At 50.5% G+C, this 19344-nt stretch carries 18 protein-coding genes and 2 tRNA genes; 1 reads left to right on the top strand and 19 read right to left on the bottom strand.

The annotated features are described in order from the left end of the window. From ACVA58_RS26895 to ACVA58_RS26855, 9 genes are all read right to left on the bottom strand, one after another. Positions 1-73 (bottom strand) — tRNA-Arg (locus ACVA58_RS26895). A 32-nt stretch (positions 74-105) separates the two neighbouring features. Then, positions 106-198 (bottom strand) — tRNA-Ser (locus ACVA58_RS26890). A 205-nt stretch (positions 199-403) separates the two neighbouring features. After that, positions 404-601, bottom strand: coding sequence for a carbon storage regulator CsrA (gene csrA / locus ACVA58_RS26885; protein WP_446513323.1), 198 nt, complete (start codon positions 599-601; stop codon positions 404-406). Positions 602-686: 85 nt separating this feature from the next. Next, positions 687-1877, bottom strand: coding sequence for an aspartate kinase (locus ACVA58_RS26880; RefSeq protein WP_446513322.1), 1191 nt, complete (start codon positions 1875-1877; stop codon positions 687-689). 16 nt (positions 1878-1893) lie between these two features. After that, positions 1894-4518, bottom strand: a complete 2625-nt coding sequence (gene alaS, locus ACVA58_RS26875) for an alanine--tRNA ligase (protein WP_446513321.1) — start codon at positions 4516-4518, stop codon at positions 1894-1896. A gap of 270 nt (positions 4519-4788) precedes the next feature. Beyond that, entirely contained in the window at positions 4789-5250 is a 462-nt protein-coding gene (locus ACVA58_RS26870) for a regulatory protein RecX (RefSeq protein WP_446513320.1), read from the bottom strand. 102 nt (positions 5251-5352) lie between these two features. Further along, positions 5353-6399 (bottom strand): recombinase RecA, encoded by a 1047-nt coding sequence (gene recA / locus ACVA58_RS26865; protein ID WP_446513319.1) that lies wholly within the window; start codon positions 6397-6399, stop codon positions 5353-5355. A gap of 134 nt (positions 6400-6533) precedes the next feature. Then, positions 6534-7010, bottom strand: a complete 477-nt coding sequence (gene pncC / locus ACVA58_RS26860) for a nicotinamide-nucleotide amidase (RefSeq protein ID WP_446513327.1) — start codon at positions 7008-7010, stop codon at positions 6534-6536. Positions 7011-7076: 66 nt separating this feature from the next. After that, the gene (locus ACVA58_RS26855; RefSeq protein WP_446513318.1) at positions 7077-7241 is read right to left on the bottom strand and encodes a hypothetical protein; all 165 of its coding nucleotides are present in this window, start codon (positions 7239-7241) and stop codon (positions 7077-7079) included. 33 nt (positions 7242-7274) lie between these two features. Here ACVA58_RS26855 and mutS point away from each other — a divergent pair, with 33 nt between their 5' ends. Beyond that, positions 7275-9851 (top strand): DNA mismatch repair protein MutS, encoded by a 2577-nt coding sequence (gene mutS / locus ACVA58_RS26850; protein WP_446513317.1) that lies wholly within the window; start codon positions 7275-7277, stop codon positions 9849-9851. 92 nt (positions 9852-9943) lie between these two features. Here the strand turns inward: mutS and rpoS are convergent, their stop codons facing one another. From rpoS to ACVA58_RS26800, 10 genes are all read right to left on the bottom strand, one after another. Next, positions 9944-10936, bottom strand: coding sequence for an RNA polymerase sigma factor RpoS (gene rpoS / locus ACVA58_RS26845; RefSeq protein ID WP_446513316.1), 993 nt, complete (start codon positions 10934-10936; stop codon positions 9944-9946). 56 nt (positions 10937-10992) lie between these two features. After that, positions 10993-11952 (bottom strand): peptidoglycan DD-metalloendopeptidase family protein, encoded by a 960-nt coding sequence (locus tag ACVA58_RS26840; RefSeq protein WP_446513315.1) that lies wholly within the window; start codon positions 11950-11952, stop codon positions 10993-10995. A 5-nt stretch (positions 11953-11957) separates the two neighbouring features. Then, entirely contained in the window at positions 11958-12587 is a 630-nt protein-coding gene (locus tag ACVA58_RS26835; RefSeq protein ID WP_446513314.1) for a protein-L-isoaspartate(D-aspartate) O-methyltransferase, read from the bottom strand. Between the two features lie 5 nt (positions 12588-12592). Then, positions 12593-13339 carry a 5'/3'-nucleotidase SurE gene (gene surE / locus ACVA58_RS26830; protein ID WP_446513326.1) on the bottom strand — a complete coding sequence of 249 codons (747 nt, stop codon included), beginning with the start codon at positions 13337-13339 and terminating at the stop codon, positions 12593-12595. After that, positions 13320-14384 (bottom strand): tRNA pseudouridine(13) synthase TruD, encoded by a 1065-nt coding sequence (gene truD / locus ACVA58_RS26825; protein ID WP_446513313.1) that lies wholly within the window; start codon positions 14382-14384, stop codon positions 13320-13322. The genes surE and truD overlap by 20 nt, the downstream gene beginning before the upstream one ends. A gap of 63 nt (positions 14385-14447) precedes the next feature. Continuing rightward, a complete protein-coding gene (gene ispF / locus ACVA58_RS26820; RefSeq protein ID WP_446513325.1) occupies positions 14448-14921 on the bottom strand; it encodes a 2-C-methyl-D-erythritol 2,4-cyclodiphosphate synthase in 474 nt (157 codons plus the stop codon). Next, positions 14921-15619: a 2-C-methyl-D-erythritol 4-phosphate cytidylyltransferase gene (gene ispD, locus ACVA58_RS26815; protein ID WP_446513312.1), complete on the bottom strand. Its 699-nt coding sequence runs from the start codon at positions 15617-15619 to the stop codon at positions 14921-14923. Before ispD ends, ispF begins: the two co-directional genes overlap by 1 nt. 41 nt (positions 15620-15660) lie before the next feature. Continuing rightward, a complete protein-coding gene (gene ftsB, locus ACVA58_RS26810; RefSeq protein ID WP_446513311.1) occupies positions 15661-15933 on the bottom strand; it encodes a cell division protein FtsB in 273 nt (90 codons plus the stop codon). A 240-nt stretch (positions 15934-16173) separates the two neighbouring features. Then, a complete protein-coding gene (gene eno / locus ACVA58_RS26805) occupies positions 16174-17475 on the bottom strand; it encodes a phosphopyruvate hydratase (RefSeq protein WP_446513310.1) in 1302 nt (433 codons plus the stop codon). Positions 17476-17555: 80 nt separating this feature from the next. Beyond that, positions 17556-19196, bottom strand: a complete 1641-nt coding sequence (locus tag ACVA58_RS26800) for a CTP synthase (protein ID WP_446513309.1) — start codon at positions 19194-19196, stop codon at positions 17556-17558. Positions 19197-19344: the final 148 nt, after the last annotated feature.

Below are 19344 nucleotides of genomic sequence, written 5' to 3'. Positions count from 1 at the left end.
GCGCTCGGGAGGATTCGAACCTCCGACCGCCTGGTTCGTAGCCAGGTACTCTATCCAGCTGAGCTACGAGCGCGCAATGCAAGTCCATTCATTAACAATAAGGAATGGCGGTGAGGGAGGGATTCGAACCCTCGATACGGCTATAAACCGTATACTCCCTTAGCAGGGGAGCGCCTTCAGCCTCTCGGCCACCTCACCGTCTTGCGGGGGCCCATATTACTGCCAGCCGAAAATAAGTCAAACACTTTATCGTGAAAAAATGACATCCACTGCGCGGATGCGCACTTAATAGCCAACACGGCATATTATCGCGCGTAATGGCCCAGTATCTCTTCTAGATTCAAGAATATGGCGCGGCAGGCAATAACAAAAAAGGCCAGCATAAATGCTGGCCTTCTTCGAATTAGTAGTTACCAGAACTCTGGGAACCTGATTCTTTTTCCGCTTGAATACGCATGTAAATTTCTTCGCGGTGTACCGAGACTTCTTTCGGTGCATTTACACCAATTCGAACCTGGTTACCTTTAACGCCAAGAACAGTAACGGTGACTTCATCACCGATCATTAGCGTTTCACCTACGCGTCGTGTCAAAATTAGCATTCGTGTGCTCCTTGAGTAATCTCAGTATTATAAGTGTTAACGTTTATTATCCAACAATATTTACAATTACGTAAATGTTCACTGCTCAAGAAACAGCGAGAAGTGGTCGATTATCCAGACTTTCTGGCTCCACCACAAATTTTTTGTGGATGTGTTCTACGGCTAACTGTAAATGTTGCCCATTGATCAATAGTGATACACAACGAGCAGTACTTTTTTGTTGATATACACCCATTCCTTTTTCTGTCAGCGAGGCAGCCACCTGTGTGCTATCCCCATCTATCCCTTCCCCGACAAGGGTCAGTATAGCGACGGAGGATTGAGTCAATTCAGTTTTTTCTAAGATAACATTTAGTCGAGCCAATTCATCATCAGCCGCAACTATATAGGTTGCAGGATAGGTCGCTTGCTGACTATCACCATAGCACCAAGCATCTAACCCTAACAAGCCAAGTTGTTGCTCCACCTTCTCAAGCGGTTGTGCAACTCGGTATAATGCCTGCCTGCCTTTAACAGCAACCCCGGCGGCACCATTGGATGATACCGTCGAGAAATCGACCAAGGTTCCTTCCCCTTCAGCGAATGATGAAAGGACCCTCAACGGAACCTGATGTTGCTCAGCATATTCAACCGACTGTAATTGTAGCACTTTTGCGCCGTGACGTGCCATTGCCGTCATATCATCGAAATGAATCGTCGATAAACGAGCCGCTTCACTGACCAGGCGGGGATCGGTCGTATACACCCCGTCAACATCCGTGAAGATTTGGCACTCATCGGCAGCTAGAGCGCCAGCGATAGCAACAGCGGTGGTATCAGAGCCTCCGCGTCCTAGGGTTGTGATGTTATTTCGACTATCACGGCCCTGGAAGCCCGCGACGACAACAATGTGGTCACGCTCAAGTAATTCTGTTACCACCTCAGTTTCTACCTCGGTGATGGTGGCATTATTGAATACAGTATCAGTGCGGATACCTAACTGATCACCAGTCAATGATGTTGCCGGGTACCCCCGCTTGTTGATGGCCATGGCAAGCAGGGCAATAGTGACCTGCTCGCCAGTCGACAACAATACGTCGAGTTCCCGCTGGGTAGGAACGGCATCTATCTGTTTTGCCAGTCCCAACAAACGGTTGGTCTCACCAGCCATCGCTGAAACGACCACGACAACCTGATGACCAAGCTGGCGCGCCTGGATCACGCGCTCAGCCACCGCTTCTATACGTTCGATACTCCCAACCGACGTACCACCAAATTTCTGCACTAATAGTGCCACTTCACCTCTCCAACTATTACAGTTTTTCAACCAACCAAGGGGTTACTGACTCTAGTGCTGCAGGCAATGCCGCTGCATCAGTACCACCGGCTTGCGCCATGTCTGGACGACCACCGCCCTTACCGCCAACTTGCTGGGCAACGAGGTTAACCAACTCGCCCGCTTTGACTTTACTCGTCAAGTCTTTGGTAACACCGGCAATCAGGCCAACTTTATCGCCGCTCACATTACCCAAAACAACAATACCGCTACCTAGTTGATTCTTCAGCTCATCAACCATACCGCGAAGGGCTTTATTGTCGGCACCGTCAAGCTTGGTGACCAACACCTTAACGCCGTTGATTTCCTGAGCCTTATTGATCAGGCCAGCACTTTCTTGTGCAGCCAGCTTATCTTTCAACTGCTGGATTTCTTTTTCCAGCTGCTTACTGTGAGAAACCAGTGCGCTAACTTTGGTTGCCACTGACGCGGCATCAGATTTCACTAGGCTTGCTGTTTCAGCCAATAGCGCTTCCTGATCGTGCAATGACGCAATTGCCGCTTCGCCCGTTACCGCTTCGATACGGCGGATACCGGCAGCGATACCCCCTTCAGAAACGATCTTGAACAAACCGATATCACCGGTGTTAACAGCATGGATACCACCACACAGTTCAACAGAGAAGTCACCCATACTAAGGACGCGAACTTCGTCATCATATTTTTCGCCAAACAACGCCATAGCGCCTTTTTCTTTGGCTGACTCGATGTCTGTCACGTCAGTATTGATCGCATGGTTGAAACGAATTTGCTCATTCACCACACGTTCGATTTCACGTAACTCTTCCGTCTTCACCGCTTCTAGATGAGAGAAGTCAAAACGTAAACCTTCAGGCTTAACCAGTGAGCCTTTCTGGGTCACGTGCTCACCAAGCAGGTTACGCAGAGCAGCATGTAGCAAGTGGGTCGCTGAGTGGTTCAGACTGGTCGCTGCGCGACGAGCTGCATCAACCGTTGCCGTCAGCTTGTCACCCACTTTCAACGCACCTTCAGCCAGCTTACCGGTGTGACCTATGGCATTGCCGAACTTCTGGGTATCTGCAACCACAAACTGAACACCGTCAGCGGTCATTGCACCAGTGTCACCACACTGACCGCCAGACTCGGCGTAGAACGGGGTGGAGTCCAGAACGATCAGCGCCTCTTCACCAGCATTGATCGCATCAACCGCTTCACCTTCACGGTAAAGAGCAACAATGCTTGCTTGACCTTCGGTTGCACCGTAGCCACAGAATTCAGTCTCTGCGTCTACCTTGATTGCATCGTTGTAGTCAACGCCGAACTGGCCTGCATCACGTGCACGCTGACGCTGTGCTTCCATCGCATTGTTGAAGCCTTCTTCATCGATAGAGAAGCCGCGTTCGCGCGCAACATCATTGGTCAGATCCGCAGGGAAACCGTAAGTATCGTAAAGCTTAAACACGGTCTCGCCGTCAAGCACTTTGCCATCAAGGTTATCCAGCGCTTCAGTCAAAATCGTCATGCCGCGGTCTAGGGTACGACCGAAATTGTCTTCTTCGATCTTCAGTACTTTCTCGACCATTTCCAGCTGCTTCTTCAGCTCTTCACCGGCGCTGCCCATGATTTCTGCTAGCGGAGCAGCCAGTTTGTAGAAGAAGGCACCCTTGGCACCTAGCTTGTTACCATGGCGAACGGCACGACGGATGATACGACGAAGTACGTAACCGCGACCTTCGTTTGACGGCATCACACCATCGGCAATCAAGAACGCACAAGAGCGGATGTGGTCAGCAACAACACGTAGCGACTGGTTGCCCAGGTCGTCATGGCCAATCACTGCTGCTGATTCTTTGATCAGCGTCTGGAAGATATCGATTTCGTAGTTAGAGTGCACACCCTGCATGATGGCAGAGATACGCTCGATACCCATACCGGTATCAACCGACGGCTTAGGTAGTGGATCCATGTTACCGTCAGCTTGACGGTTGAACTGCATGAATACGTTGTTCCAGATCTCGATGAAACGATCACCATCTTCTTCAGGTGTACCCGGACGGCCACCCCAGATGTGATCACCGTGATCGTAGAAAATTTCAGTACAAGGACCACAAGGGCCGGTATCGCCCATCTGCCAGAAGTTGTCTGACTCGAAAGGCTTACCACCTTTCTTGTCACCGATGCGCACGATGCGATCAGCCGGTACGCCAACTTCTTTGTTCCAGATGTCGAATGCTTCGTCATCGGTCTCGTAAATCGTCACCAACAAGCGATCTTCTGGCAGCTTTAGTGTGACAGTCAGGAACTCCCAAGCAAACTTAATCGCATCTTGCTTGAAGTAATCACCGAAGCTGAAGTTACCTAGCATCTCGAAGAACGTGTGGTGGCGAGCCGTAAAACCAACATTTTCCAGGTCGTTGTGCTTACCACCGGCACGGACACAGCGCTGAGCGGTTGTTGCTCGAGTGTAGTTGCGCTTTTCCAGACCAAGGAATGTATCTTTGAACTGGTTCATACCCGCGTTGGTGAACAACAGCGTAGGGTCGTTGGCAGGCACAAGAGATGAACTCTCAACTATCTGGTGGCCTTTACTCTCAAAAAACGCAAGAAACGCACGGCGAATCTCATCAGTGCTCATGTACATTGGCAAATCCTGAATAATGCTTTTATGTAAACTGAATGGTCGAATTTAACTATATTTATCACCAGCCCTGAGTTCCACCATGCCCTCGGCAGGACAATGGGGGCAGGCAGTGATAGGACTAAAATAAATTCTTTGGCAGTTATTGTAAAACAACGGTAGCCAATACGGGAAATGTTATGTTCAGAAATAAGGCAATTTATCCCCGCCATTCGAATAACTAGGGGGAAGGTGGTGGTTTTTGGCAGTGTTTAAGGCAAGAGGTGCGTCGAATCAGTATTCATCATCAACACCGAGGGCATAGTTGACCAGCTCTAAGTCAAAGCCACGAGACTGCATAAAGCGCAGGCGGCGGGCTTTTTCTTTATCCGTGTCCATAGGGCTATCACCGAACTTGCGCAGTGCGACGCCGCGGGCATGCTCGAACCAGTCAAATTCATCATCTTCAAACAACTGGCGGATAATCTCTTCGTGTATCCCCTTGAATTCCATTTCTTGGCGGATTCGCAGCAGCCCCCAGCCCTTGGCGATACCATTACCTAACAAGCGCTCGGCAAACCTTGCATCATCCAGCCAGTTATAATCCTGGCAACAGGCCACAGCCTCATCGACCTCGGACTGCTCATAACCTCGTGCCAACAATTTGTGTCGCAGCTCTTGCTCGGCATGGTCTCGACGTGACAGGTACCTTACCGCTGATTGCTTAGCACTCTGGGCTGGTTTCTTTGCTCTCATTCCCCTCACCTCTTATACCAATCTACACAAACAAAAACGGGCGAGGTAGTCATACCCGCCCGCTCTTCTATTCTGTCATTCAGCCTTACAGGCTAAGCATGATTAGAATGCCTTATCTTCGGCGTTTTCTTCTGTTTCAGCTGAGGCTTCTTCAAGCACAGCTGGTGTTAGCAGTAACTCACGCAGTTTCGCTTCAAGCTCTTCGGCAATATGACGGTTTTCCTCGATGTACTTACACGCATTTGCCTTACCCTGACCGATCTTGTCGCCCTGGTAGCTATACCAAGCACCCGCTTTCTCAACCATCTTATTCTTCACGCCAAGGTCGATCAGCTCGCCGTAGCGGTTGAAGCCTTTCCCGTAAAGGATCTGAGTCTCAGCTTGTTTGAACGGTGCCGCAATCTTGTTTTTCACAACCTTGATACGGGTCTCGTTACCAACAACTTCATCACCCTCTTTGACTGCGCCGGTACGACGGATATCAAGACGAACAGATGCGTAGAACTTCAGTGCGTTACCACCGGTTGTCGTTTCTGGGTTACCGAACATCACACCGATCTTCATACGGATCTGGTTGATGAAGATACACATACAGTTCGACTGCTTCAGGTTACCGGTGATTTTACGCATAGCCTGAGACAGCATACGTGCCTGTAGACCCATGTGTGAATCACCCATCTCACCTTCAATTTCAGCCTTAGGCGTTAGGGCTGCAACGGAGTCGACAACCAGAATATCAACCGCGCCAGAACGTGCTAGAGCATCGGCTATTTCCAACGCCTGCTCACCGGTATCTGGCTGAGAAACCAATAGCTGATCGATATCTACGCCTAGTTTCTGCGCGTAGATTGGGTCAAGGGCGTGCTCAGCATCGATGAAGGCACAGGTTTTGCCTTGACGCTGGGCAGCAGCAATAACTTCTAGTGTTAACGTGGTTTTACCAGAAGACTCAGGACCGTAGATTTCAACGATACGGCCCATTGGCAGACCACCAGCACCCAAGGCGATATCTAGAGACAGAGAACCGGTAGACACGGTTTCGACATCCATAGTGCGGTTGTCGCCCAACTTCATGATCGAGCCTTTACCGAATTGCTTTTCAATTTGACCTAACGCGGCGGCGAGTGCCTTCTGCTTGTTGTCGTCCATTAGACTCTCCAAGGGATGCTTAATTAATGCTTAAACTAAGTACTGATATTGATGATTAGTATACTGTCTATTCATACAGTGTCTAGCACTGGATGAATTTTTTTTCGCCAAATGGATCTCAACTCATGAGCGCCTCAGGATTGTGCCATCAACGCAATCAATCCAGATAGTGCTTTTTCAACGGCTTGTTGCCGTACCTCTTGGCGATCGCCGTCAAAAAGGCAGGTTTCCACCTTCAGCTGGCCTGTTTGATCAGCCCAGCCAAAACACACGGTACCGACCGGCTTCTCTTCGCTACCACCGCCAGGCCCCGCAATACCGCTGATGGCCACGGCGATGTCGCCACGCGAATGAGCCAGTGCCCCCATTACCATTTCAGCCACGACCTGCTCACTGACAGCACCATACTGGGTTAATGTTTCTACGCTAACGCCAAGCATCTCCTGCTTGGCCTCATTACTGTAGGTTACAAATGCCCGGTCAAACCATGCCGAACTGCCGGCAATATCCGTGATAGCGGTAGATACACCTCCTCCGGTGCAGGACTCTGCAGTTACTGCCACCCAGTTACGCAGGGCCAATACCTGCCCTACTTGTTGTGCTAATGCCATCATCACTCCTTAGTTAATAGGGCAAGACCATTACAGCGATATTGTTCCGTGCCACTAAATACACTGCTAGCCATGCATTACGTACACATTACTTGGCTCACCCACAGCGAGCAAGCCTGTTGCCCACCGCAATTTTTGCAGCAGGAAAAATACACGCTCTCCCCTTTGCCGAGAGGTCGGGATCACGTATCCTAAGCGACCAGAAACTTCCCCCGGATATAGCAGGGTCACCCAGCCCTCCGGCACAATGTAGCAGGCAACAACGTGACAATAAAAGGCTTAGAAAAACATACACCTATGATGCAGCAGTTTTTACGGATCAAAGCAGAGAATCCGGAGGTCTTGCTGTTTTATCGGATGGGTGATTTCTACGAACTATTTTTTGATGACGCAAAGCAGGCTTCGCAACTGCTGGATATCTCGCTGACCAAGCGCGGTTCTTCCAATGGCCAGCCGATCCCGATGGCCGGTGTACCCTACCATGCTATTGAGGGTTACCTTGCCAAACTTGTTCAGCAAGGTGTCTCTGCCGCTATCTGTGAACAAATCGGGGATCCAGCGACCAGCAAAGGGCCGGTCGAGCGCAAGGTAGTGCGAATTATCACGCCGGGTACTGTCAGTGACGAAGCGCTGCTTAGCGAGCGCCAAGACAATCTGATTGCTGCCATCTATCACGAAAGCGGCAAGTTTGGTTACGCCACGCTGGATATTACCTCTGGCCGCTTTATGCTTGCAGAACCCGAAACCGAAGAAGCCATGCAGGCTGAGTTGCAACGTACCAGCCCTGCAGAGCTGCTGTATCCGGAAGATTTCGACCTACCAGGTTTATTCCATGGTATGAAAGGTGCCCGTCGCCGCCCGGTTTGGGAGTTTGATCTCGAGACCGCGCGACAGCAGCTGACCATGCAGTTCGGTACCCGTGATCTGGTTGGCTTCGGCGTCGAACAGGCCGAGCACGGTCTGTGTGCGGCAGGTTGCCTGATGCAGTATGTCAAAGATACCCAGCGCACTGCCCTACCTCACATCCGTGCCATCACCCTTGACACCAAAGATCATTCAGTGATTCTGGATGCCGCCACCCGTCGCAACCTCGAACTGACCCAGAACTTGGCTGGCGGCTTCGACAATACCTTGGCCTCGGTCCTCGACCAAACGTCAACACCGATGGGTAGCCGCTTGCTCAAGCGCTGGTTACACCAGCCGATCCGTGATCGCCAGCAGCTCAACGGCCGCCTTGATGCCATTACCGCCTTCAAGGACTCCGGACTGTTCTTGGATTTAGCCGGGGTACTACGTCACATGGGCGATCTGGAACGTATCCTTGCCCGACTGGCTCTGCGCTCTGCCCGCCCGCGCGATCTCGCTCGCATGAGGACTGCACTGCAACACCTGCCGGAACTAGCTGAACTACTAGCCGAGATTAACCAGGTCCGTATTGGTGAGCTGGCAGGACTTTCCGCCCCGATGGACGAGCTGTGCGAATTGCTTGAACGTGCCATTATCGAAAACCCACCAGTGGTGATACGTGATGGCGGTGTACTAGCGTCGGGCTACAATGCCGAGCTGGACGAATGGCGAGATCTGGCTGACGGGGCAACCAAGTTCCTTGAGGAGATGGAAGCCAACGAACGCGAACGCCATGATATCGATAGCCTGAAAGTGGGTTTCAACAATGTTCACGGTTTCTTTATCCAAGTCAGCCGTGGGCAAAGCCACCTGGTACCTAGCCACTATGTGCGCCGCCAAACCCTGAAAAATGCCGAGCGCTACATCATCCCTGAGCTCAAAGAACACGAAGACAAGGTACTAAATTCGAAATCTAAAGCGTTAGCATTAGAAAAAAAACTATGGGAAGAGCTGTTTGATCAACTGCTACCGCACCTTGAACAGCTACAAAATACCGCCAATGCCCTGTCGGAGCTGGACGTTCTTGCCAACTTGGCCGAGCGTGCAGACACCCTGAACTATTGCCGTCCCGAGTTAACAGAAAGCACCGGGATCGAAGTCACGGCCGGTCGCCACCCGGTGGTCGAGCAGGTACTGAGCGAACCGTTCATCGCCAACCCGATTTCACTCCACCATGATCGCCGGATGTTGATCATCACAGGTCCGAACATGGGTGGTAAATCAACCTATATGCGCCAGACTGCATTGATTGCCCTATTGGCCCATGTCGGCTCCTTCGTGCCGGCCGAAGCCGTTAAAATCGGTCCGCTGGATCGGATCTTCACCCGTATCGGTGCTTCCGATGACCTGGCTTCGGGCCGCTCAACCTTCATGGTCGAAATGACCGAAACTGCCAATATTTTGCATAATGCCACGCAAAATAGCTTGGTATTGATGGATGAGATCGGACGCGGTACCAGTACCTATGACGGCCTGTCGCTGGCATGGGCCAGTGCCGAATGGCTAGCCGATAAAATTTCGGCTATGACGTTGTTCGCTACCCACTACTTTGAACTAACCGAGTTACCATCGCTGATGAACGGTTTGGCCAATGTCCACCTAGATGCCGTAGAGCACGGTGATGAAATCGCCTTTATGCACGCGGTACAGGAAGGGGCAGCCAGCAAGTCTTACGGCTTAGCCGTTGCTAGTTTGGCCGGTGTGCCGAAGTCGGTGATCAAACGTGCCAAGTTCAAGCTTCAGCAACTAGAAGCCAGTGGCCACCAGCAAGCCGTTTCACCTAGCACTAATAACCAAGAACCGTTAGTCGAACAACAGCTGAGTCTGCTGCCGGAGCCAAGCGAAGTCGAAGAAGCACTGGCGCGGATCAACCCAGACGAAATGACACCACGCCAAGCACTGGATGAGTTGTACCGCTTGAAAGCCCTGATGTAGCCGGGCTGGTAGATAAAGGAAAATAAAAAGGGATGCCATCTGGCATCCCTTTTTGATTTAAACCGGAAAAGGAAGGGTTAAAGTGTACCGGTTTACATTTGTTCCTGATTGAACAACGACTCAATGCTCAACCCTTGATGGGTTAGCATATCGCGTAAACGGCGCAAACCTTCAACCTGGATCTGGCGCACTCTTTCACGGGTCAGGCCGATCTCACGTCCAACATCTTCCAATGTCGACGCCTCATAGCCAAGTAAGCCAAAACGTCGCGCCAGCACTTCTCGCTGTTTAGGGTTGAGTTCCTGTAGCCAGTGAACGATGGATGTTTTGATATCGTCATCTTGAGTTGATGTTTCAGGACCACCGCTCTTTTCATCAGGAATAATATCAAGCAGGGCTTTCTCGGAATCGCCACCGATAGGGTTGTCTACCGAACCCACACGCTCATTGAGGCGTAGCATCCGATTTACATCTTCCACCGATTTATCCAATTTAAACGCAATGTCTTCCGCCGTTGGCTCGTGGTCCAGCTTCTGAGCCAACTCACGTGCAGTACGGAGATAAACATTCAGCTCTTTAACGACATGGATAGGCAGACGGATAGTCCGGGTCTGGTTCATAATTGCCCGTTCAATAGTCTGGCGGATCCACCATGTTGCGTAGGTTGAAAAACGGAAACCACGCTCCGGATCGAATTTCTCAACCGCACGGATCAAACCAAGGTTGCCTTCTTCGACCAAGTCGAGCAGAGCCAAACCACGATTACTGTAACGTCGGGAAATTTTAACCACCAGTCGGAGGTTACTTTCGATCATGCGCTTGCGGGCAACTTCGTCACCACGCAGAGCACGGCGGGCGTAGAGTACTTCTTCCTCTGCGGTTAGCAAAGGTGAAAAGCCAATTTCCCCTAGGTAGAGTTGGGTCGCATCAAGGGCTTTCTGCGTAGCCCCGTATTGCGACATATCGACATCATCGTCACTAGCACTAACATCTTCGGCTTTGGTCTCAACGGTTGCGGATTCAGTCTCCGCTTCTTCATCGAATTCAAAGTCTTCAATATCTGCAGCAGTATTGCTTCCACTCATAGCGCCTCCCAGATGGCGAGTTAGCAAGACATTACAACTTTCCTATGCCATGTTGTCTATTTGGGTAAATACCGCATTGGATCTACGGACTTACCTTTGTAACGGATCTCAAAATGCAGCTTCACTGTACTTGTGCCTGAACTTCCCATAGAAGCAATTTTCTGGCCAACCGATACCTTTTGCTGCTCCTTGACATAAACTTGGTCGTTGTGGGCATAGGCACTGAGATAATCATCGTTATGTTTGATAATCACCAAATTGCCATATCCCCGAAGCGCGTTACCAGCATAAACCACCACCCCATTTGCAGACGCATTGACAGATTGTCCACGCTGCCCAGCGATGTCGATCCCTTTATTGCCATTCTCCGAATTGGAGAACTTGGCAATTACACGCCCCTTCGACGGCCAAGACCATTTAGCCACTTTGGCGTTGCTAGATTGCGGCTTAGATGTAACAACTTTGTTACTTTTGGTTTTTTGAGAGTACTCTTTTGTGGGAGCCGGATCAACATTTTTATTGGCGACTTTTTGCTCGTTTTGCGTATTGGTTGCAGCTGACTGAACCGGTTTCTGGGAGGCCGGTTGCGTCACAGGCTGCGCCTTAGCCGCAGGTTTTGCTTGAGCTGGTTGTGAGCTTTTTGTTTTTGTTGAAGTTTTAGCTGCAGGTGTGGCAGCAACAGCAACCGGGGCAGCCTGACCATATTTAGGGGCAACGTATTTCGGCCGCCACAATTGCAACCTTTGACCAGGAAAAATGGTATAAGGCTTCGACAATTTATTACTTGTAATAATATCGTCGACATCCCGTCCCGTAATGTAGGAAATGAAGTACAGCGTATCGCCCTCCTGGACTTGATAATAGCTACCGCGGTAGCTACCTCGCTCCAGGCTGTTGTAGTCCTTGCCAAGGCTCATCACCGGAGCAGGTCTGTGATTACTACAGCCAGACAACATCAGGCCAGCAAGTATCGCTGCCAGCTTCCATGTCCTTGCTGAAGACAACACCCTTATCATATGACCTATGCCAACTCCCCGGCGACAAGTGGGACAAAGCGTACCGCTTCAATATCGCGGTAAGCAAAACGCTCCCCTTCACGAACAATCACTTTCAATACTTGTGCATGCTCACCCACAGGGATCACCAAACGGCCCCCGTCAGCCAGCTGTCCAAGTAGCTCCATCGGAATCTCAGCAGCCGCCGCCGTGACAATAATAGCATCGAACGGCCCCTTTCCTGCCCATCCCAGCCAGCCGTCACTGTGCTTGGTCGAGACATTGTGCAACTCAAGCTGCTTCAGGCGTCGTTTTGCCTGCCACTGCAGTGCCTTAATTCGCTCAACCGAAAACACATGGTTAACCAAATATGCCAGCACCGCCGTTTGATAACCCGAGCCAGTACCGATCTCCAGCACTCTCGAGTCAGCAGACAGGGCCATCAACTCCGTCATTTTGGCGACAATGTACGGCTGCGAGATGGTTTGCCCACAGCCAATAGGCAGAGCATTATTTTCATAAGCTTTGTGTGACAGGGCTTCATCGATAAACCGCTCCCGCGGGACAGACGCCATCGCCTGGAGCACCTTATCATCACCGATCCCCTGCTGATGTAAATAGTTCAGCAAAAGCGTCCGCTCGTCCACATTGCGCATTACGACTATTTCTCCTGTTGCTCAACCCACTCACAGATCTCTTCCAACGCGTCATGCGCGGTGAGATCAACCTGCAATGGGGTAATCGATACACATTGCTGCTCAATGGCATAAAAATCTGTTCCCGGACCAGCATCCTGACAAGGTCCCGGAGGCCCTAGCCAATAAAGCTCTTTACCACGAGGATCCGTGTCCTTGACCATATTCTCGGCACGGTGGCGGGCACCAAGGCGTGTCACCTGCCAGCTTCCCAATTGAGAATAAGCGACATCCGGCACATTGATATTCAATATTTTATTGCTTGCTAATGGTTGTGACTGCGCTTTTAGCAGCAACTCTTTGACAACCTGTGCTGCCGTATCAAAATGCTTGTACCCCACTAGCGAAACGGCAACCGCCGGCACGCCAAGGAAGTGGCCTTCGGTTGCAGCAGCAACCGTACCCGAGTACAACACATCATCACCTAGGTTTGCACCATGGTTGATACCCGCAACCACGACATCCGGGCGCTCATCCAGCCACTCATTGAGTGCAAAATGGACGCAATCTGTCGGCGTCCCTTCCACCGAGATCCATCGATCATCTTCGTGGCGGATCCGCAGCGGGTTATCCAGCGTCAGTGAGTTGGATGCGCCGGAACGGTTACGGTCCGGAGCAACCACCGTGACCTCACCAATATCGCTCAATACCTTTGCCAAGGTCTTGATCCCCTCGGCAAAGATACCATCATCATTACTGATCAGAATTCGCATCATGTCCTTCCTGTTGTTCCTGCTCAACCATGAGCTCGCGAACGACCGCAGTGGCAAAACAGCCCGCAGGTAGTGCAAAAGAAACGGTGACGGTATCGCTCTCTTGCTGCCATGCCATCTGCTGGGGTTTCAGCAAGAGCGGGCGACGCTCTTGGCGCATCCGGTTGTCACGTATCAACTTGAGAAGTAAAGGCTCCTGCTCGACGATAGCCATTTCAAAGGCTTCTGCCTGTGCTGTGGTCGGTAGGGCATTGTCACCCGTCATAGGTGCCGTAATGCTTGCCGTACCATTGTCCACCGCTTGCTGCCACTGCTCGAGGTCTGATTCGACCAAGCGACCGCGATCGTCACCGTCTGTTTCCAACAGATCACCGGCGATCACCGTATGGACTGTTTGCTGCTTGATACGCTCTGAGAGCACCATATTAAACAACCACGAGCGTGCAGCCGAAAGGTAGAAGCTACGCTTGCTCTTGTCGCGAACACGGAATTCGTCATTCCCCCAAGCACGCGCCTTGGTGACATTGTTACCACTATGGCCAAAACGCTGCTCACCAAAATAGTTCGGCACACCCAGTTGCTTGACCTGCTCCAAACGCGCCATTACGTCGTCGACCCGATCCAAATCGCGCAGTGTCAGTTGGAACCAGTTGCCAGCCAGATCACCAGGGCGCAGCTTTTTATCATGCCGTGCAGTTTCCAGCACTTCGACACCTGGGTGTTCGGCCACAAATTGTGCCAAGTCTGGATCCGGTTTACCCGGCAAGTGCACACTGAGCCACTGCTCGGTCACAGCATGGCGGTCCTTCAAGCCCGCCCAACTGACATCGCGTGACTTAACGCCACAGGCTTTAGCCAATTCGTTAACCACATATTTGGTGTTTTCTCCGGTTTTACGGATCTTCACCATAAAATGCTCGCCCACTCCGGCAAACTCGAAGCCAAGGTTTTCCTTTACTACAAAATCTTCAGGTTCAACCTTAATGCGGCCCTGACAGCTAGGTTTTCCATACAACCAGCTGAAGTTGTCCATTACCGTAGACATAATTACACCATTCTTTAGCAGCACCGAGATGCCAGAAGACAAGGCTACATAGCCCTGCCTGATTTATTCTTTACCAATTAGCACAACCGCTTCACAGGCAATGCCTTCTTTGCGTCCGGTAAAACCAAGACGCTCCGAGGTGGTCGCTTTGACATTGATGTTCTCAACATCTGTTTCCAAGTCCTCGGCAATAGCTTGGCACATCGCATCAATATGCGGGGCCATTTTCGGCGCCTGGGCAATGATGGTGACATCAAGATTCCCCAAGCGATAACCTTTTGTTTTTACTTTGCGGTATACGTCGCGCAGCAACATGCGGCTGTCAGCACCTTCCCACTCCGCATCGGTATCCGGGAAATGACGGCCAATATCGCCAGCACCAATGGCACCAAGCAAGGCATCGCATACTGCATGCAACGCCACGTCACCATCGGAATGGGCTATCAGCCCCTGCTCATAAGGAACCGCAACGCCACCAATAATAACTGGCCCTTCGCCGCCAAATTTATGCACGTCAAAGCCGTGTCCAATACGCATCATTGCTCATTCCTCAATAAGTGTTGCAGGTAAAATTCCGCGATCGCGAGATCTTCAGGCTGAGTAACCTTCAAATTGTCGGCACGTCCAACAACTAATTTTGGCGCCATGCCACAGTGCTCAAGCGCCGACGCTTCATCAGTCACCACCGCCCCGTCAGCCAATGCCTTTTCCAGCGCCTGCTTCAACTGGCCAGCGCGAAACATCTGCGGTGTCAGTGCATGCCAGAGATCGCTCCGTTCGACCGTTGCGGCAATCGCTTGCTGGCCATTACCTCGTTTCATGGTATCGCGTACTGGTGCCGCTAGGATAGCGCCATACTCGCTGGATTGTGCTTCGAGGATCAGCCGCTCTAGATCCTGCTGACGCAAACAAGGACGCGCTGCATCGTGGACCAGCACCCAGGCATCAGGATCATCAATAGCGGCCAAACCGGAGAATACGGAATCGGCCCGCTCTGCACCACCATCAACCCGGGTAACCTGCGGGTGAACCGCCAACGGTAACGTCGGGAAATAGGGGTCATGCTCGCTAATCGCTACCACGACCCGTTCGACCTTCGGGTGTTGTAGCAAACGGTCGATAGTATGTTCAAGGATAGTCTTGCCAGCGATGTGCAAGTACTGTTTAGGCCGGTCAGCCGCCATTCGGCTACCGACGCCAGCAGCCGGTACGACTGCGATCAATTTATCATTCATGCATATTCGAAGCTGGCTCAGGCCAGGCAAATCTCTGGGGTTCAGTCACTGACAATACGGAAAAAGGTCTCACCCGTTCCAATCATTCCCAGCTCGTTGCGGGCGCGTTCTTCGACTGCTTCCTGGCCACGGTGCAAGTCATGAATTTCGAAATACATCTGCTGGTTACGCTGAACCAGCTCAGCATTGGCCTGTTGTTGCACAGCCACATTGTCACGCACCGCTAGGTAATCGACCATGCCGTTTTTACCGAGCCAGAAGTCATACTGTAACCAGCAGAGGATGGCCAGCAGCAGGAGGTTTAACAATCGCATTGCGCCCTCTTGGCAATGGTATAAGAAATTAAGCTAATCATAACAGATTGAAACACAAAGACGTGTCAAGCCGCTGGTAAAAATACCAAACTGAATATTACTCAGTTTGGTATATTCCCATAACTTGCAGTTTGACACTAGGGGCTGTAGGCCACCAAGCCGCTATTCGCCCATAAAAAAACCGCCCTTAAAGGGCGGTTTTTAGTATCAGCTCGGGTAACCCCGATGCGCAGCTTTTAATTAAGCTTGGCCTTTAACTTCTTTAAGACCGTTGTAAGGTGCTTTCTCACCTAGCGCTTCTTCGATACGGATTAGCTGGTTGTACTTAGCAACACGGTCAGAACGGCTCATAGAACCAGTCTTGATTTGACCTGCAGCAGTACCTACCGCTAGATCAGCGATAGTTGCATCTTCAGTTTCACCAGAACGGTGAGAGATAACTGCAGTGTAACCAGCGTCTTTAGCCATCTTGATTGCAGCTAGAGTCTCAGTTAGAGAACCGATCTGGTTGAACTTGATAAGGATAGAGTTAGCTACGCCTTTCTCGATACCTTCTGCAAGGATCTTAGTGTTTGTAACGAATAGATCGTCACCAACTAGCTGAAGCTTGTCGCCCATTAGTTCAGTCTGGTGCTTGAAGCCAGCCCAATCAGACTCGTCCAGGCCATCTTCGATAGAAACGATTGGGTACTGGTTAGCAAGATCTTGTAGGTAGAAGTTAAACTCTTCAGAAGTGAAGATTTTGCCTTCGCCTTTCATGTTGTAGTTGCCAGCTTCTTTGTCGTAGAACTCAGATGCAGCACAGTCCATAGCAAGAGTAACGTCTTGACCAAGTACGTAGCCTGCAGCTTCAACAGCTTCTTTGATTGCAGCTAGTGCAGCAGCGTTTGACTCTAGGTTAGGAGCGAAACCACCTTCGTCACCAACAGCAGTGCTTAGGCCTTTAGCCTTAAGTACTTTAGCTAGGTTGTGGAATACTTCAGCACCGATGCGTAGACCTTCTTTAAGAGTTTTCGCGCCAACTGGCTGAATCATGAACTCTTGGATGTCAACGTTGTTATCAGCGTGCTCACCACCGTTGATGATGTTCATCATTGGAAGAGGCATAGAGAACTGACCAGCAGTACCGTTTAGCTCAGCGATGTGCTCGTATAGAGGCATGCCTTTAGCCGCTGCAGCAGCTTTAGCGTTAGCTAGAGATACAGCTAGGATTGCGTTTGCACCGAAGTTAGATTTGTTTTCAGTGCCGTCTAGGTCAAGCATGATCTGGTCGATGTCAGCTTGAGCTTTAGCATCTTTACCTACAAGAGCTTCCGCGATTGGGCCGTTCACAGCTTCAACAGCTTTAAGAACACCTTTACCTAGGAAACGAGACTTGTCACCGTCGCGTAGCTCAAGAGCTTCACGAGAACCAGTTGATGCGCCAGATGGAGCAGCAGCCATACCTACGAAACCGCCTTCTAGGTGAACTTCAGCTTCTACAGTTGGGTTACCACGTGAATCAATGATTTCACGACCTAGAACTTTAACGATCTTAGACATTGTGTTTCCTCTTGCTTTATCTTGAAATTAAAAGCTAAAAAAATAGCTGCAGCCATCACTGCTACAGCTATCCGTAATCCTTACTTGTTAAGTTCACCGCGCTGGTTATCGCCAGCAGCCTTCACGAAACCTTCAAACAGAGGGTGACCATCGCGAGGGGTCGAGGTGAACTCAGGGTGGAACTGAGCAGCCACAAACCATGGGTGGTTAGGGATCTCAATAATTTCCACCAATTTCTTGTCTGATGACAGACCAGAAATCTTCAGACCTGCTTTCTCTAGGCGAGGAAGTAGGTTGTTGTTTACTTCATAGCGGTGACGGTGACGCTCATGTACTGTTGGGTTACCGTATAGCTCACGCGCTTTAGAACCTTCAGCCAAGTGACATAGCTGAGAACCCAGACGCATTGTACCGCCAAGATCCGATTTTTCAGTACGCTCTTCAACGTTACCTTCGCCGTCAACCCACTCGGTGATTAAACCAACCACTGGGTGCTTAGACTGGGCGTCGAACTCTGTAGAGTGTGCACCCTCAAGGCCTGCCACGTTACGGGCAAACTCAATCAGTGCTACTTGCATACCTAGACAGATGCCAAGGTACGGAATTTTGTTTTCACGGGCGTATTGTGCAGTTTGGATTTTACCTTCTACACCACGACCGCCGAAGCCACCAGGAACCAAGATAGCGTCAAGGCCTTCCAGTACTTCTGTACCTTTAGACTCAACATCCTGAGAATCAACATACTTGATCTTCACTGACAGACGGTTCTTAAGACCGGCATGTTTCAGTGCTTCATTCACTGACTTGTACGCATCTGGTAGTTCGATGTACTTACCCACCATACCGATAGTCACTTCGGCTGTTGGGTTTGCTTCTTCGTAGATCACCTGTTCCCACTCAGTCAGATCTGCGTCTGGGGCTGTAATGCCAAAGCGCTGACAAACCAAGTCATCCAGGCCTTGAGCCTTGATAAGCTGTGGGATCTTGTAGATAGAATCTACGTCTTTCATTGAGATAACTGCTTTTTCCTGCACGTTACAGAACAATGCGATTTTCGCACGCTCGTTAGCAGGGATGTTACGGTCAGAACGACATACTAGGATGTCAGGCTGGATACCGATAGAAAGCAGCTCTTTAACAGAGTGCTGAGTTGGCTTGGTTTTCACTTCGCCAGCAGCAGCCAAGTATGGAACAAGCGTCAGGTGCATGAACATTGCACGTTCACGGCCTAGCTCAACCGCTAGCTGACGGATTGCTTCCATAAATGGTAGAGATTCGATATCACCTACAGTGCCGCCAACTTCGACGATAGCTACGTCGTGGCCTTCTGCGCCTGCAATAACACGTTCTTTGATCGCATTGGTGATGTGTGGGATAACCTGAATCGTTGCACCTAGGTAGTCACCACGACGCTCTTTACGCAGTACATCGGCGTAAACACGTCCCGCAGTGAAGTTATTGCGCTTAGTCATCTTGGTACGGATGAAACGCTCATAGTGACCTAGGTCAAGGTCAGTCTCTGCACCGTCTTCCGTTACGAATACTTCACCATGCTGAATTGGGCTCATTGTGCCTGGGTCAACGTTGATGTAAGGGTCTAGTTTCATCATAGTCACGTTAAGACCACGCGCTTCTAGAATAGCCGCCAGCGATGCTGCAGCAATACCTTTACCTAGTGAGGATACGACCCCGCCCGTAACAAAAATGTAATTCGTCGTCATGTTTTACCTGGAAGATTGGTATAGAGGATAAAATGTATCTGGACGGGAAATTAGTATACCAGACACACTTTATTGCCACAACGTGAAAACTATCACAGCACGTTTGGTTTTTTTTTGTCTCAAATCAATTCTACTAAACTAGATGACT

It is taken from the genome of Photobacterium sp. DNB22_13_2, assembly GCF_052873915.1.
This window is presented reverse-complemented; position numbering and strand designations above follow the sequence as displayed.

Bases quoted from the DNA above. Each gene is read 5' to 3' on its own strand.
- csrA (WP_446513323.1), bottom strand. From the start codon at position 601: ATGCTAATTTTGACACGACGCGTAGGTGAAACGCTAATGATCGGTGAT.
- alaS (WP_446513321.1), bottom strand. From the start codon at position 4,518: ATGTACATGAGCACTGATGAGATTCGCCGTGCGTTTCTTGCGTTTTTT.
- ACVA58_RS26870 (WP_446513320.1), bottom strand. From the start codon at position 5,250: ATGAGAGCAAAGAAACCAGCCCAGAGTGCTAAGCAATCAGCGGTAAGG.
- recA (WP_446513319.1), bottom strand. From the start codon at position 6,399: ATGGACGACAACAAGCAGAAGGCACTCGCCGCCGCGTTAGGTCAAATT.
- pncC (WP_446513327.1), bottom strand. From the start codon at position 7,010: ATGGCATTAGCACAACAAGTAGGGCAGGTATTGGCCCTGCGTAACTGG.
- rpoS (WP_446513316.1), bottom strand. From the start codon at position 10,936: ATGAGTGGAAGCAATACTGCTGCAGATATTGAAGACTTTGAATTCGAT.
- ACVA58_RS26840 (WP_446513315.1), bottom strand. From the start codon at position 11,952: ATGATAAGGGTGTTGTCTTCAGCAAGGACATGGAAGCTGGCAGCGATA.
- ACVA58_RS26835 (WP_446513314.1), bottom strand. From the start codon at position 12,587: ATGCGCAATGTGGACGAGCGGACGCTTTTGCTGAACTATTTACATCAG.
- surE (WP_446513326.1), bottom strand. From the start codon at position 13,339: ATGCGAATTCTGATCAGTAATGATGATGGTATCTTTGCCGAGGGGATC.
- truD (WP_446513313.1), bottom strand. From the start codon at position 14,384: ATGTCTACGGTAATGGACAACTTCAGCTGGTTGTATGGAAAACCTAGC.
- ispF (WP_446513325.1), bottom strand. From the start codon at position 14,921: ATGCGTATTGGACACGGCTTTGACGTGCATAAATTTGGCGGCGAAGGG.
- ispD (WP_446513312.1), bottom strand. From the start codon at position 15,619: ATGAATGATAAATTGATCGCAGTCGTACCGGCTGCTGGCGTCGGTAGC.
- ftsB (WP_446513311.1), bottom strand. From the start codon at position 15,933: ATGCGATTGTTAAACCTCCTGCTGCTGGCCATCCTCTGCTGGTTACAG.
- eno (WP_446513310.1), bottom strand. From the start codon at position 17,475: ATGTCTAAGATCGTTAAAGTTCTAGGTCGTGAAATCATTGATTCACGT.
- ACVA58_RS26800 (WP_446513309.1), bottom strand. From the start codon at position 19,196: ATGACGACGAATTACATTTTTGTTACGGGCGGGGTCGTATCCTCACTA.